Source organism: Streptomyces sp. NPDC051582 (genome assembly GCF_040681715.1).
In the GTDB taxonomy this organism is placed as follows: Bacteria; Actinomycetota; Actinomycetes; order Streptomycetales; family Streptomycetaceae; genus Streptomyces.
The window spans coordinates 214,813-228,553 of sequence record NZ_JBFAZJ010000001.1 but is presented as its reverse complement, the minus strand read 5'-3'; the positions used below and the strand labels follow the sequence as shown (position 1 = coordinate 228,553).

The window sequence follows — 13,741 nt, the reverse complement described above, 5'->3', positions numbered from 1 at the left end:
CCATGACCGAGCTCACCAAGAGCACATCGGTGGCGGGGGACGCGACCGCACCGGCGAAGGGCGCGAACGCGGAGGCCGAACCGGCCATCGCCCGCGTGACCCAGTGGGGCGAGATCCGCCACCGCTTCCTCGCCAACAAGCTGGCCGTCGTCGGCCTCGGCCTCGTCCTGCTGCTCTTCCTGACCGCGATCTTCGCCCCGATGCTCGCGCCGCACGACCCGTACGCGCAGGACCTGACCAACACCCTTCAGGACCCGGGCAGCGGGCACCTTCTCGGAACCGACGCGCTCGGCCGCGACCAGCTGTCCCGCATCATCTACGGCACCCGCATCGCCGTGGTGATCGGCCTGGCGTCGATCTTCCTGGCGTGCCTCATCGGCATCGTCATCGGCGCCCTGGCCGGCTACTTCGGCCGCGCGACCGACTCGGTGCTGATGCGCATCGCGGACGTCTTCTTCGCGTTCCCGCTGCTGATCGGTGCCATCGTCATCATCATCGTGATGGGCCGTGGCGTCATGCCGGTGATCATCTCGCTGGCGATCTTCTCCTGGCCGACGGTCTCCCGTCTGCTGCGCAGCTCGATCCTGTCGGTCCGTGAGGCCGACTACGTGCTGGCCGCCCGCGCCCTCGGCGCGGACACCCGCCGGATCATCGTGCGGCACATCATCCCCAACTCCATCGCCGCGGTGATGGCCTACGCCGCGTTCAGCGTCGGCGGCGCCATCGTGGCCGAGGCCTCGCTGTCCTTCCTGGGCGTGGGCGTCAGCCCCGAGGTTCCGGAGTGGGGCAACATGCTCGCCGCCGCCAAGGACTTCATGGGCGTCAAGGACTTCCTGTGGACCTACCCCAGCATCGCGATCGTGCTGACGGTCCTTGGCTTCGTATTCGTCGGTGACGGGCTCCGCGACGCCCTCGACCCGAAGCTGCGCTAGAAGGGCGGCACCACCACATGACTACTTCAAGCATCACCGCAGAAGTGCCCCGCCAGAGGGGCGGGGACGCCGAGGCGCCCGTTCTCGAAGTGCGCGACCTGCACGTCGAGTTCGCGACCCGCGAAGGCGTGGTCAGGGCCGTCAACGGCGTCAACTACAGCGTCTCTTCAGGCGAGACGCTGGCCGTGCTCGGCGAGTCCGGCTCGGGCAAGTCCGTGACCGCGCAGGCGATCATGGGCATTCTGGACTCGCCCCCCGGGCGGGTCTCCAAGGGAGAGATCCTCTTCCGTGGAGAGGACATCCTCAAGCTTCCGGAGAGCGAGCGGCGCAAGCTGCGCGGTCCCAAGATGGCGATGATCTTCCAGGACGCCCTCTCCGCGCTGAACCCGGTCTACTCCGTCGGCAACCAGCTGGGCGAGATGTTCCGCGTCCACCAGGGCATGTCGAAGAAGGACGCCAAGGCCAAGGCCATCGAGCTCATGGACCGGGTGAAGATCCCCGCGGCCAGGAGCCGGGTCAACGACTACCCGCACCAGTTCTCCGGCGGTATGCGCCAGCGCATCATGATCGCCATGGCGCTCGCCCTGGAGCCCGACCTGATCATCGCGGACGAGCCCACCACGGCGCTCGACGTGACGGTCCAGGCCCAGGTCATGGACCTGCTGGCGGACCTGCAGCGCGAGTACAACATGGGTCTGATCCTGATCACCCACGACCTCGGCGTCGTCGCCGACGTCGCGGACAAGATCGCCGTGATGTACGCGGGCCGCATCGTCGAGCAGGCTCCGGTCCACGAGCTGTACAAGCGCCCCGCGCACCCGTACACGAGGGGACTGCTGGACTCGATCCCGCGCCTGGACCAGAAGGGCCAGGAGCTGTACGCGATCAAGGGCCTGCCGCCCAACCTGCTGAAGGCCCCCTCCGGCTGCGCCTTCAACCCGCGCTGCCCCAAGGCGCAGGACATCTGCCGCACCGACGTCCCGGCCCTGCTGCCGGTGACCGAGCAGGACGGAACCGAGCTGGCCGGCCGCGGCAGCGCCTGCCACTTCCGCGAGGAGCAGCTCCATGGCTGAGTTCGACAAGAAGGATGACGCCGTGGACGCCACACCCGGTATCAGCGAGGTCGACGTCGTCGAGGCGGCGTCCGAGACGGCGGCCGTGGCCGCCATCGAGGCGCCCGTCGACCGCGGCGAGCCGATCCTGCAGGTGCGCAACCTGGTCAAGCACTTCCCGCTGACCCAGGGCATCCTGTTCAAGAAGCAGATCGGCGCCGTCCGCGCCGTCGACGGGATCTCCTTCGACCTGCACCAGGGCGAGACCCTGGGCATCGTCGGCGAGTCCGGCTGCGGCAAGTCGACCGTCGCCAAGCTGCTGATGCTGCTGGAGACGGCGACGTCCGGCGAGGTCTTCTACAAGGGCCAGGACATCACCAAGCTGTCCGGCAAGGCCCTCAAGGCCGTCCGCCGCAACATCCAGATGGTGTTCCAGGACCCGTACACCTCGCTGAACCCGCGCATGACGGTCGGCGACATCATCGGGGAGCCGTTCGAGATCCACCCCGAGGTGGCTCCGAAGGGCGACCGGCGCCGCAAGGTCCAGGAGCTCCTGGACGTGGTGGGCCTGAACCCGGAGTACATCAACCGGTACCCGCACCAGTTCTCCGGCGGCCAGCGCCAGCGCATCGGCATCGCCCGCGGCCTCGCCCTGCAGCCGGAGATCATCATCTGCGACGAGCCGGTCTCCGCGCTCGACGTGTCGGTGCAGGCGCAGGTCATCAACCTGATGGCGAAGCTGCAGGACGAGTTCAACCTGTCCTACATCTTCATCGCGCACGACCTCTCGATCGTCCGGCACATCTCGGACCGCGTGGGCGTCATGTACCTGGGCAGGATGGCGGAGATCGGCAGCGACGAGCAGATCTACGAACACCCGACCCACCCGTACACCCAGGCGCTGCTGTCGGCCGTGCCGGTTCCGGACCCCGAGGCGCGCGAGGGCCGCGAGCGGATCATCCTCACCGGTGACGTCCCCTCCCCGGCCAACCCGCCCTCGGGCTGCCGTTTCCGCACCCGCTGCTGGAAGGCCGAGGACCGCTGCTCCACGGAGGAGCCGCTGCTGGCGATCCCGACGCGCTTCCAGGGCCTGAACACCCCGGCGGCGCACGAGTCGGCGTGTCACTTCGCGGAGGAGAAGGCCGTCCTGGCCATCTGATCCCCCGGAAAACCGGACGGGGCCCAGCCGATCCCGGCTGGGCCCCGTCCGCTTTTCCGCCCCATAGACGGTGAGTCCGAGGAGGCAGTACCCATGCGCGGAACGAGCGCCCAGTGGATCGTCGGTGCCGTCGTCGTGGCGATGGCCGCCACGGCGTGCGGCGCCGGCGAGGACGCGCAGACCGCCAAGACCGGCGGGCACATCACCGTGGTGCTCGGCGAGCCGAGGCACGGGCTGGTGGGGCAGGAGACCGCCGAGACCGAGGGCGCCGAGGTCCTCCACGCGCTGTTCACCGGTCTGGTCACGTACGACACGAAGACCAACGAGCCGAAGCTGGCGATCGCCGAGTCCGTCGACACCACCGACTCGAAGACCTGGACGATCAGGATCAAGGACGGGTTCACGTTCCACAACGGCGAGAAGGTCGACGCACAGTCCTTCGTCCGTGCCTGGAACTGGGGTGCCAACCAGGAGAACACCGCCGAGGCGATGGGCTTCTTCTCCAAGATCGAGGGCTCGGAGGAGCTGGCGCCGGGCAAGGGCAGGAAGCCCACCGCCAAGGAGCTGAGGGGCCTGCGGGTCATCGACGACCGGACCTTCACCGTCACCCTGAAGGCACCGTTCTCCCAGTTCCGGACCATGCTGGGGTACGACGCCTTCTACCCGCTGCCCAAGGCGTTCGAGGCCGACCCGAAGGGGTTCGGCGAGGCCCCGATCGGAAACGGCCCGTTCCGCATGGACGGCACCTGGGAGCACGACAAGCAGATCAGGGTCAAGAAGTACGACAAGTACCCGGCCGAGGGCCGCGCCAAGCTGGACTCCGTGACCTTCAAGATCTACGACAACCTGGACGCCGCCTACGCAGACCTGCACAAGAACGCCGTGCAGATCACCGACAAGCTGCCGGTCTCCGCGCTGGACAGCGTCTCCGAGGAGTTCGGCGACCGCTACATCTACAAGCCGGAGGCGTCCGTCGGCTACATCGGCCTGCCGCTGGAGGCCAACCCCGAGGCCTTCGGCAAGGTCGAGATCCGCAAGGCGATCTCGATGGCCATCGACCGCGAGGCCATCTGCAAGAAGATCTTCCGCGGCACCCGCAAGCCCGCCGACGACTTCATCAGCCCGATCGTGCCCGGCTACCGCCGGGGCGCCCTGGGCGAGGCCGGCATGTACAACCCGATCAAGGCGAAGGCGCTGTTCGAGCAGGCCGGCGGCATGCCCGGCAACAAGCTCGAACTCGGCTACAACGACGACGGCGGCCACAAGGAGTGGATCGAGGCCGTCGCCGCGCAGCTGCGGGCGAACCTCGGCCTCGACGTCACCACCAAGCCGTACCCGAGCTCCGGAGCCCTGATCGACGACGTGAAGTCCCGGAAGTTCAAGGGAGCCTTCCGCATAAGCTGGGCCATGGACTACCCGGCGGCGGAGAACTACCTGCGCCCGGTCTTCTCGAAGGAGGCCATCGCGAACGGCTCCAACTTCGGCCGCTACGGGAGCGACGAGTTCGAGGCCGTCCTCGCCGCGGCCGACCGGGCCACCGACCCGGCCGAGAGCCTGACGCTCTACCAGCAGGCCGACGACGTCGTGATCAGGGACCTCCCGTACATCCCGGTCTTCACCTACATGTCCGCCGTGGCCTACTCCAAGACCGTGAAGAACGTCGGCGTCGACGCCCAGGGCCGCATCGACCTGGCCCACGTCGAACTCAACTGACACCCGGGCGGGGGGCCGCGCCCGAAAGGAGTTGCGGGGGCGCGTTCGGCAGGCGGACAGTGGGCGGGTGACCGCGAGCCCGTACGACCACCGGAGCCGGCGTCCGCTGACCGTACGGCCCGCCGGGCCCGGGGACGCGTCCGGCATCTGCGCCCTGCTCAACGCCGTCGACGTCATCGAGATCGGCAGGCCGGAGACCGACCTCGCCGCCGTCGAGGCCGACCTCCACCACCCCGACATCGACCTGGCCAAGGACTCCTGGCTGGCCTTCGAGGGCGGCCGGCTCGTGGCCTGGGCCCAGGTGTGGGCCGATTCCGGGCCCGGCAGGGTCGACGCCGACCACTACGTGCTGCCCGGTCACCGCGGGGCCGCCGTCCGGCTGCTGGAGCTGATGGAGACCCGGGCCCGCGAGCTCGCCGCCGGGGCGCCGGGCGCCGTCATGCGGCTCCAGCTCAACACGGAGCCCGTCCTCGACCGCGACGTGCTGCCCGGCCGCGGCTACCGCCCCGTACGCCGCTACCACGTGATGACCCGGTCCCTGTCCCCGGCCGCCGACCCGCCGCCCGCCCCGCCCGAGGGGCTCGTCCTGCGCGACTGCGCCGCCGACGAGGCCGACCGCCGCCGGGTCCACGCCCTCGTCGAGGAGACCTTCGCCGCCCACTTCGGCCATGTGGACCGCTCGTACGAGGCCTGGCTCGACCACCTCGACGCCCGCGGCCTCGACTGGTCGCTGGTCTGGATCGCGAGCCTGCCGGGATCCGGTGACGCGGGCGTCCTGCTGACCCGCGACGACCGCACCAGCATGGCCTGGGTGAACCACCTCGGTGTCCGCGCCGACCTGCGCGGCCGGGGCATCGGCGGCTTCCTGCTGCGCCACGCCTTCGCCGACTACGCGGCCCGCGGCCGGGACACCGTCGGCCTCGGCGTCGACACCCGCAACGAAACCGGCGCACTCGCGCTCTACGAGGCCCACGGCATGCGCCGGCACTACGCGGTGGACACCTGGGAGCTGAGTTTGCACTCGCGCGGGTGACAGGCGCGGGACGCGAGGGTGCAATCGGTCCAACCAGGAGTGTTCCGGCCCCCACATAGGGTGACATTGGGCCCTAAGTGAGTCTTGGGAGCCATAGGAGGCACTCCATGCGCGGAGCCACCCACGCCAAGTGGGCCGCATGTGCGGTGGCCGTCGTCCTCGCGGCGACGGCCTGCGGCGGTAGCGACAGCGGCGGAGGCGGCGGTGGCGCGGGGGTCGTCAGCTCCTCCTGGGGTGACCCGCAGAACCCGCTGGAGCCGGCCAACACCAACGAGGTGCAGGGCGGCAAGGTCCTCGACATGATCTTCCGGGGCCTCAAGCGGTACGACCCGAAGACCGGCGAGGCCAAGAACATGCTCGCCGAGAAGATCGAGACGACCGACAGCCAGAACTTCACCATCACGCTGAAGGACGGCTGGAAGTTCAGCAACGACGAGCCGGTCACCGCGCAGTCCTTCGTGGACGCCTGGAACTACGGCGCGGACGTGCGCAACAAGCAGAACAACTCGCCCTTCTTCTCCGACATCGTCGGCTACGAGGCCCTCCACCCCGCCTCCGGCGAGCCCAAGGCCAAGACGATGTCCGGGCTGGTCGTCAAGGACCCCAAGACCTTCACCGTCGCCCTGAAGAACAAGTTCTCCACCTGGCCCGAGACCCTCGGTTACCAGGCCTTCTCCCCGCTGCCCAAGGCCTTCTTCACCGACCACGCCGGCTGGCTGAACAAGCCGATCGGCAACGGCCCGTACACGGTGGACTCCTACACCAAGGGCACCGGCATGAAGCTGCGCACCTGGGACGGCTACCCGGGCGAGGACAAGGCGCAGAACAGCGGGGTCGACCTCAAGGTCTACACCGACAACAACACCGCCTACACGGACCTGATCTCCGGCAACCTCGACCTCGTCGACGACGTCCCCGCCCAGCAGCTGAAGAACGTCAAGAACGACCTCGGCGACCGGTACATCAACCAGCCGGCCCTCATCATCCAGACCCTCACCTTCCCCCTGTACGACCCGCAGTGGGGCAAGGAGGGCATGGAGAACGTCCGCCGCGGCATCTCCATGGCCATCAACCGCGACGAGATCACCAAGCAGATCTTCCGCGAGACCCGCACCCCGGCCAAGGACTGGACCTCCCCGGCCCTCGGCGAGAAGGGCGGCTTCAGCGCCACGCTCTGCGGCGACGCCTGCAAGTACGACCCGGCAGCGGCCAAGAAGCTCATTCAGGACGCCGGCGGGCTCCCCGGCGGCAAGGTCACCCTGACCTCCAACGTGGACACCGGCTCGCACCGCGACTGGATGGACGCCGTCTGCAACAGCATCAACAACGCGATCGGCGAAGGCCCGGTCTGCACGGTCAACCCGATCGGCACCTTCGCCGACTTCCGCAACCAGCAGAGCTCCTTCAAGCTGACCGGCCCCTTCCGCTCCGGCTGGCAGGCCGACTATCCGCTCATCCAGAACTTCCTCCAGCCGCTCTACTACACCGGCGCCTCCTCCAACTACGGGAAGTTCAGCAACCCGGAGTTCGACAAGCTCGTCGACGAGGCCAACCAGGAGAGCGACGCGGCCAAGGCCATCGGGAAGTTCCAGGACGCCGAGAAGATCCTCGTCACGCAGATGCCCTCCATCCCGCTCTGGTACCAGAACGGCAGCGCGGGCTACGCCGAGCGGCTCTCCGACGTGGCGCTCAACCAGTTCAGCGTCCCCGTCTACAACGAGATCAAGGTCAGCTGACCCCCTGTCGGATCGATCCTGGAGCAGTCCATGGGACGTTATGTGATCCGGCGGCTGCTCCAGATGATCCCGGTGTTCATCGGCAGCACGTTCCTGATCTTCTTCATGGTGTACGCACTGGGCGACCCCGTCGCCGCCCTCTTCGGCGACAAGGCGCCCGACCCCGCCACCGCCGCGCGCATCCGCAAGGACCTCTACCTCGACCGGCCCCTGTGGGAGCAGTACCTGCACTACATGGGCCAGATCTTCCAGGGCGACTTCGGCACCGCCTTCAACGGGCAGCCCGTCACCGAGCTGATGGCCTCGGCCTTCCCCGTCACCCTGCGCCTGACGATCGTCGCGATCTTCTTCGAGATCGTCATCGGCATCACCCTCGGCGTGGTCAGCGGTCTGCGCCGCGGCAAGTCCGTCGACACCACCGTGCTGGTGCTCACCCTCGTCGTGATCTCCGTCCCGACGTTCGTGACGGGCTATCTGCTCCAGTACCTCTTCGGCGTCAAATGGGGCTGGGTCCGCCCCACCGTCTCCCCGGACGCCCCCTTCAACCAGCTGATCCTGCCCGGCATCGTCCTCGCGCTGGTCTCCCTCGCGTACGTCACCCGGCTCTCGCGCACCTCCATCGCCGAGAACGTGAAGGCGGACTACGTGCGCACCGCCGTCGCCAAGGGGCTGCCGCGCCGCCGGGTCGTCACCCGCCACCTGCTGCGCAACTCGCTCATCCCCGTCGTCACCTTCATCGGCACCGACATCGGCGCCCTGATGGGCGGCGCCATCGTCACCGAGCGCATCTTCAACATCCACGGCGTCGGATACCAGCTCTACCAGGGCATCCTGCGCAACAACTCCCCGACGGTGGTCGGCTTCGTGACCATCCTCGTCATCGTCTTCCTGCTGGCGAACCTGCTCGTCGACCTGCTCTACGCGGTCCTGGACCCGAGGATCCGTTATGCCTGAGCCCGAGCCCGAGCCCGAACCCCGTCTCCCCGTCTTCGACCCGCTCCAGCCCGGAAAGGGAGAGGCCATCGCCCCCACCGGCCAGGGCGGACCCATGGATCTCGCGCTGGAGGAAGCCGAGAGCCTGGAGAAACCGCTCGGAGACCAGCCCACCGGCCCCGGCGGCCCCCGGGAGAAGGCCCGCTCCCTGTGGTCCGACGCCTGGCACCAGCTCCGCCGCAACCCCGTCTTCATCATCTCCTCGCTGATGATCCTGTTCCTGGTGATCATCGCGATCTGGCCGCAGCTCATCGCGAGCGGCGACCCGCTCCAGTGCGACCTGTCCAAGTCCCAGCAGGGCTCTTCTCCCGGACACCCCTTCGGCTACGACACCCAGGGCTGCGACGTCTACACCCGCACCGTCTACGGAGCCCGCGCCTCCATCACCGTCGGCGTCTGCGCCACCCTCGGCGCCGCCCTGCTCGGCTCGGTGCTCGGCGGGCTCGCCGGGTTCTTCGGCGGCTGGGGCGACGCGCTGCTCTCCCGGGTCGCCGACATCTTCTTCGGCATCCCCGTCGTCCTCGGCGGCCTCGTCTTCCTCTCCGTGGTCACCAGCACCACCGTCTGGCCGGTCGTCGGCTTCATCGTGCTCCTCGGCTGGCCGCAGATCGCCCGCATCGGCCGCGGCTCCGTCATCACCGCCAAACAGAACGACTACGTCCAGGCCGCCCGGGCGCTCGGCGCCGGCAACGGCCGGATGCTGCTGCGGCACGTCGCGCCCAACGCCATCGCGCCCGTCATCGTCGTCGCCACCATCGCGCTCGGCACGTACATCGCCCTGGAGGCCACCCTGTCCTTCCTCGGCGTCGGCCTGCGCCCGCCCACCGTCTCCTGGGGCATCGACATCTCCAACGCGGCCTCGCAGATCCGCAACGCCCCGCACATGCTGCTCTGGCCGGCGGGCGCGCTGAGCCTGACGGTGCTCGCGTTCATCATGCTCGGCGACGCGGTGCGCGACGCCCTCGACCCCAAACTGCGCTGAGGAGTGGGCACCATGCTGCTCGAAGTCCGCGACCTCCATGTGGAGTTCCGTACGCGGGACGGAGTCGCCAAGGCCGTCAACGGCGTCAACTACTCGGTGGACGAGGGCGAGACGCTCGCCGTGCTCGGCGAGTCCGGCTCGGGCAAATCGGTGACCGCCCAGGCCGTGATGGGCATCCTCGACGTCCCGCCGGGGCGGATCGCGGGCGGCGAGATCCTCTTCAAGGGCAAGGACCTGCTCAAGATGAAGGAGGAGGAGCGGCGCAAGATCCGGGGCGCCGACATGGCGATGATCTTCCAGGACGCCCTGTCCTCCCTGAACCCGGTGCTCAGCGTGGGCGCGCAGCTCGGCGAGATGTACGAGGTCCACCGCGGGATGTCCCGCAAGGACGCCAAGGCCAAGGCCGTCGAGCTGATGGACCGGGTGAAGATCCCGGCGGCGCGGGAGCGGGTGGGGGACTACCCGCACCAGTTCTCGGGCGGCATGCGCCAGCGCATCATGATCGCGATGGCGCTGGCCCTGGAGCCCTCCCTCATCATCGCGGACGAGCCGACGACGGCCCTCGACGTCACCGTCCAGGCGCAGGTGATGGACCTGCTCGCCGAGCTCCAGCGCGAGCTCAACATGGGGCTCATCCTCATCACCCACGACCTCGGCGTGGTCGCCGACGTCGCCGACAAGATCGCCGTCATGTACGCCGGCCGGATCGTCGAGGCGGCCCCGGTCCACGAGATCTACGCCGCGCCCGCGCATCCGTACACCCGCGGTCTGCTCGACTCGATCCCGCGCCTGGACCAGAAGGGCCAGGAGCTGTACGCGATCAAGGGACTGCCGCCGAACCTGCTGGCCATCCCGCCCGGCTGCGCCTTCAACCCGCGCTGCCCGATGGCGCGGGAGCTCTGCCGCACCGACGTCCCGCCGCTGGCACAGGTGGGACCGGACCGGGCCAGCGCGTGCTTCTTCTGGAAGGAGTGCCTCGGTGGCTGAGACGATCCTGGAGGTCAAGGACCTCGTCAAGCACTACCCGCTCACCCAGGGCGTCCTCTTCAAGAAGCAGGTCGGCGCGGTCAAGGCCGTCGACGGGGTCTCCTTCGGCCTCGGCCGCGGCGAGACGCTCGGCATCGTCGGCGAGTCCGGCTGCGGGAAGTCCACCGTCGCCAAGATGCTGGTCAACCTGGAACGCCCGACGGCCGGGGCGATCTCCTACAAGGGCGAGGACATCACCCGACTGTCCGGGCGGGCGCTGAAGGCGGTGCGCCGCAACATCCAGATGGTCTTCCAGGACCCGTACACCTCGCTGAACCCCCGCATGACGGTCGGCGACATCATCGGGGAGCCGTACGACATCCACCCCGAGGTGGCCCCCAAGGGCGACCGGCGCCGCAAGGTCCAGGAGCTCCTGGACGTGGTCGGGCTCAACCCGGAGTACATCAACCGGTACCCGCACCAGTTCTCCGGCGGCCAGCGCCAGCGCATCGGCATCGCCCGCGGCCTCGCCCTGCGGCCGGAGGTGATCGTGGCGGACGAGCCGGTCTCCGCGCTCGACGTCTCCGTCCAGGCCCAGGTGATCAATCTGCTGGAGCGGCTCCAGAACGAGTTCGACCTGTCCTACGTGTTCATCGCGCACGACCTCTCGATCGTGCGGCACATCTCCGACCGGGTCGGCGTGATGTACCTGGGCCGGGTCGTGGAGATCGGCACCGACACCCAGATCTACGACCACCCCACCCACCCGTACACCCAGGCGCTGCTGTCCGCAGTGCCCGTACCGGACCCGCAGGCCCGAGCCCACCGCGAGCGGATCATCCTGACCGGCGACGTGCCCTCCCCGGCCAATCCGCCGTCCGGCTGCCCGTTCCGCACCCGCTGCTGGAAGGCGCAGCAGCGCTGCACGGACGAGGTCCCGTTGCTCGCCGTTCCGGAGGCGTTCGCGTCCGGTCCGGCGGCCCATCCGTCAGCCTGTCACTTCGCAGGCGAAATCCGGCCACCCCGCGCGGATTCGCTCCGTTAGGGTCACCTTCCCGCCAACTCGGTTTACGTGCGGGCAACTTGACCGTTTCTGTCCCGAGATCTGGGGCGGGCAGCCTGGGTCGTGTGCGGCCGTGCGGGTGCCGACAGCCGGCCGGGGAGGCGTACGACCTCCCCGGCCGGCCTACCCCGTGACCCTGCGCATGCGCGGCGTGCGCCCCTCGTGCTGCCGGAATTCGATCGATGCGCTGGTACGGATAGTTATGATCCGTAGCGCACGGTGGGTATGTACTCCGCCGAGCACTGAGTACGAGTACGCGTACCGATGTCCGCTCGACGTGGAGGTGAAACGCCGTGGCACTCTCGATCTCGGCCGTGGTGCTGCTGGCGATCGTCGTCTTCCTGCTGGTCCGCCGGTCGGGCCTGAAGGCGGGCCACGCCGCCGTCTGTGTGCTCCTCGGGTTCTATCTGGCGAGTTCGACCATCGCCCCGACCCTCAGCCAGCTGACCACGAACGTGGCCAGCATGATCAGTGGCCTCAAGCTGTAGGACGCCCGCCGCTTGATCGTAGGCTTGGCCCCATGAACGGTCTTCCCGCCCGTCGGCTGCTCCTCGTGCACGCGCACCCGGACGACGAGTCGATCAACAACGGCGTCACCATGGCCAAGTACGCGGCCGAGGGTGCCCTCGTCACCCTCGTGACCTGCACCCTGGGCGAGGAGGGCGAGGTCATCCCGCCCGAGCTCGCCCACCTGGCGCCCGACCGCGACGACACCCTGGGCCCCCACCGCATCGGCGAGCTCGCCGCCGCCATGGCGGAACTCGGCGTCACCGACCACCGGTTCCTCGGCGGCCCCGGCCGCTTCAGGGACTCCGGGATGATGGGTGCCGAGCAGAACCGCCGGCCCGGGTCCTTCTGGTCCACCGACGTGGACGAGGCCGCGGCGCACCTCGTCGGGGTGATCCGCGAGGTCCGCCCGCAGGTGCTCGTCACCTACGACCCGGACGGCGGGTACGGGCACCCCGACCACATCCAGGCCCACCGGGTCGCGATGCGCGGCGCCGAGCTGGCCGCGCAGGCCGCGTACCGCCCGGACCTCGGCGATCCGTGGCGGATCGGGAAGATCTACTGGAACCGGGTGCCGCGCTCGGTGGTCGAGGAGGGCTTCGCCCGGCTGAAGGAGGCAGGCGCCGGGGCCCCCTTCCCGGGGGTCGCCTCGCCGGACGACGTGCCCGGTGTCGTCGCCGACGACCGGATCACCGCCGAGATCGGCGACGACGGGAGCGGTGCCCGCGGGAGCGGTGCCCACGGCGACGGTGCCCACGGCGACGGGGCCCACGGCGACGGGGCCGGCGAGGCGTTCGCGGCGGCCAAGGCGGCCGCGATGCGCGCCCACGCCACCCAGGTCGCCGTGGCCGGGCCCTTCTTCGCCCTCTCCAACGACCTCGCGCAACCGCTCTTCGCCCGCGAGTACTACGAACTGGTCGCGGGCCGGGCGGGTGCTCCGGCGGGGACGCGCGAGCACGACCTGTTCGCGGGGGTGGACGCGTGAGCGCCACCCTGACTCCCGGGAGGATCGCCACCCTGCTCGGCCTGTTGGTCGCCGGCCTGCTGACCGGCGCGGCCGGCTGGCTCGTCGTGGACCTGTGGTTCCCCGGCGGGCTGCTGCTGGGACTGCTGGCGCTCTTCGGGCTGTTCCTCGGCGGCCGCATCGCCGTCGGGACGGGCCTCGGGGTGGGCGCCGGGGCGCTCGGCTGGTTCCTCGCGTACGTGGTGCTCGGCGTGCCGCGCCCCGAGGGGGACTTCATGCTCGGTTCGTCCGGAATCGGTATGTACGCCTACCTTTTGGGCGGGACGGTGCTGGCTGTGATGTGCGCCACGCTCCGCGGCCCGTTCGAGAGGCCGGTTTCGGCCGCGCAGTCCGGCAAGTGACGTGCCGTTGAACTCGGTCGAGGTGTGCGTTCACGGGGGTTGGGCGGGCGTTCGCGGCCTGCTCGGAGGGGGCGCGAGGGGGCCGAAGGGGAACCCCTGATTCCCCTAGGACAGTTGCGCGAGGGCCCCGGCCAGTATGGTGGTCGGGCCGCCGAGCTGCCCGCGCACGGCACGCGGGCGGCGGAGCCAACCGGGAGAACCTGCCTTGAGTCGTGAAACCGACAGTTCGTCCTCCGGGCC

General features: G+C 69.4%; 13 protein-coding genes. All 13 read left to right on the top strand.

Annotated features, from left to right (window positions below):
* The first annotated feature begins 2 nt into the window (after positions 1-2).
* The 13 genes from AB0M92_RS01080 (at position 3) to AB0M92_RS01020 (ending at position 13,501) form a co-directional block, all read left to right on the top strand.
* Positions 3-932: an ABC transporter permease gene (locus AB0M92_RS01080; RefSeq protein WP_366099982.1), complete on the top strand. Its 930-nt coding sequence runs from the start codon at positions 3-5 to the stop codon at positions 930-932.
* A 17-nt stretch (positions 933-949) separates the two neighbouring features.
* Entirely contained in the window at positions 950-2,005 is a 1,056-nt protein-coding gene (locus AB0M92_RS01075) for an ABC transporter ATP-binding protein (protein WP_366099981.1), read from the top strand.
* Positions 1,998-3,143 carry a dipeptide ABC transporter ATP-binding protein gene (locus AB0M92_RS01070; protein WP_366099980.1) on the top strand — a complete coding sequence of 382 codons (1,146 nt, stop codon included), beginning with the start codon at positions 1,998-2,000 and terminating at the stop codon, positions 3,141-3,143. Before AB0M92_RS01075 ends, AB0M92_RS01070 begins: the two co-directional genes overlap by 8 nt.
* Positions 3,144-3,236: 93 nt before the next feature.
* Entirely contained in the window at positions 3,237-4,856 is a 1,620-nt protein-coding gene (locus tag AB0M92_RS01065; RefSeq protein ID WP_366099979.1) for an ABC transporter substrate-binding protein, read from the top strand.
* Positions 4,857-4,923: 67 nt separating this feature from the next.
* Complete coding sequence (locus AB0M92_RS01060) at positions 4,924-5,889, top strand: GNAT family N-acetyltransferase (protein ID WP_366099978.1); 966 nt, start codon at positions 4,924-4,926, stop codon at positions 5,887-5,889.
* A 107-nt stretch (positions 5,890-5,996) separates the two neighbouring features.
* Positions 5,997-7,625 (top strand): ABC transporter substrate-binding protein, encoded by a 1,629-nt coding sequence (locus tag AB0M92_RS01055; RefSeq protein ID WP_366099977.1) that lies wholly within the window; start codon positions 5,997-5,999, stop codon positions 7,623-7,625.
* A gap of 30 nt (positions 7,626-7,655) precedes the next feature.
* The gene (locus tag AB0M92_RS01050) at positions 7,656-8,579 is read left to right on the top strand and encodes an ABC transporter permease (RefSeq protein ID WP_366099976.1); all 924 of its coding nucleotides are present in this window, start codon (positions 7,656-7,658) and stop codon (positions 8,577-8,579) included.
* Positions 8,580-8,673: 94 nt separating this feature from the next.
* Complete coding sequence (locus tag AB0M92_RS01045) at positions 8,674-9,600, top strand: ABC transporter permease (RefSeq protein ID WP_366100332.1); 927 nt, start codon at positions 8,674-8,676, stop codon at positions 9,598-9,600.
* 12 nt (positions 9,601-9,612) lie between these two features.
* A complete protein-coding gene (locus AB0M92_RS01040) occupies positions 9,613-10,587 on the top strand; it encodes an ABC transporter ATP-binding protein (RefSeq protein WP_366099975.1) in 975 nt (324 codons plus the stop codon).
* Positions 10,580-11,611, top strand: a complete 1,032-nt coding sequence (locus AB0M92_RS01035) for a dipeptide ABC transporter ATP-binding protein (protein WP_366099974.1) — start codon at positions 10,580-10,582, stop codon at positions 11,609-11,611. Before AB0M92_RS01040 ends, AB0M92_RS01035 begins: the two co-directional genes overlap by 8 nt.
* Positions 11,612-11,922: 311 nt before the next feature.
* Complete coding sequence (locus tag AB0M92_RS01030; RefSeq protein WP_030153401.1) at positions 11,923-12,117, top strand: hypothetical protein; 195 nt, start codon at positions 11,923-11,925, stop codon at positions 12,115-12,117.
* A gap of 32 nt (positions 12,118-12,149) precedes the next feature.
* The gene (gene mshB, locus AB0M92_RS01025) at positions 12,150-13,121 is read left to right on the top strand and encodes an N-acetyl-1-D-myo-inositol-2-amino-2-deoxy-alpha-D-glucopyranoside deacetylase (protein ID WP_366099973.1); all 972 of its coding nucleotides are present in this window, start codon (positions 12,150-12,152) and stop codon (positions 13,119-13,121) included.
* The gene (locus AB0M92_RS01020; RefSeq protein WP_366099972.1) at positions 13,118-13,501 is read left to right on the top strand and encodes a DUF6113 family protein; all 384 of its coding nucleotides are present in this window, start codon (positions 13,118-13,120) and stop codon (positions 13,499-13,501) included. Before mshB ends, AB0M92_RS01020 begins: the two co-directional genes overlap by 4 nt.
* The last annotated feature ends 240 nt before the right edge of the window (positions 13,502-13,741 follow it).

Bases quoted from the DNA above. Each gene is read 5' to 3' on its own strand.
- AB0M92_RS01080 (WP_366099982.1), top strand. From the start codon at position 3: ATGACCGAGCTCACCAAGAGCACATCGGTGGCGGGGGACGCGACCGCA.
- AB0M92_RS01075 (WP_366099981.1), top strand. From the start codon at position 950: ATGACTACTTCAAGCATCACCGCAGAAGTGCCCCGCCAGAGGGGCGGG.
- AB0M92_RS01070 (WP_366099980.1), top strand. From the start codon at position 1,998: ATGGCTGAGTTCGACAAGAAGGATGACGCCGTGGACGCCACACCCGGT.
- AB0M92_RS01065 (WP_366099979.1), top strand. From the start codon at position 3,237: ATGCGCGGAACGAGCGCCCAGTGGATCGTCGGTGCCGTCGTCGTGGCG.
- AB0M92_RS01055 (WP_366099977.1), top strand. From the start codon at position 5,997: ATGCGCGGAGCCACCCACGCCAAGTGGGCCGCATGTGCGGTGGCCGTC.
- AB0M92_RS01050 (WP_366099976.1), top strand. From the start codon at position 7,656: ATGGGACGTTATGTGATCCGGCGGCTGCTCCAGATGATCCCGGTGTTC.
- AB0M92_RS01045 (WP_366100332.1), top strand. From the start codon at position 8,674: ATGGATCTCGCGCTGGAGGAAGCCGAGAGCCTGGAGAAACCGCTCGGA.
- AB0M92_RS01040 (WP_366099975.1), top strand. From the start codon at position 9,613: ATGCTGCTCGAAGTCCGCGACCTCCATGTGGAGTTCCGTACGCGGGAC.
- mshB (WP_366099973.1), top strand. From the start codon at position 12,150: ATGAACGGTCTTCCCGCCCGTCGGCTGCTCCTCGTGCACGCGCACCCG.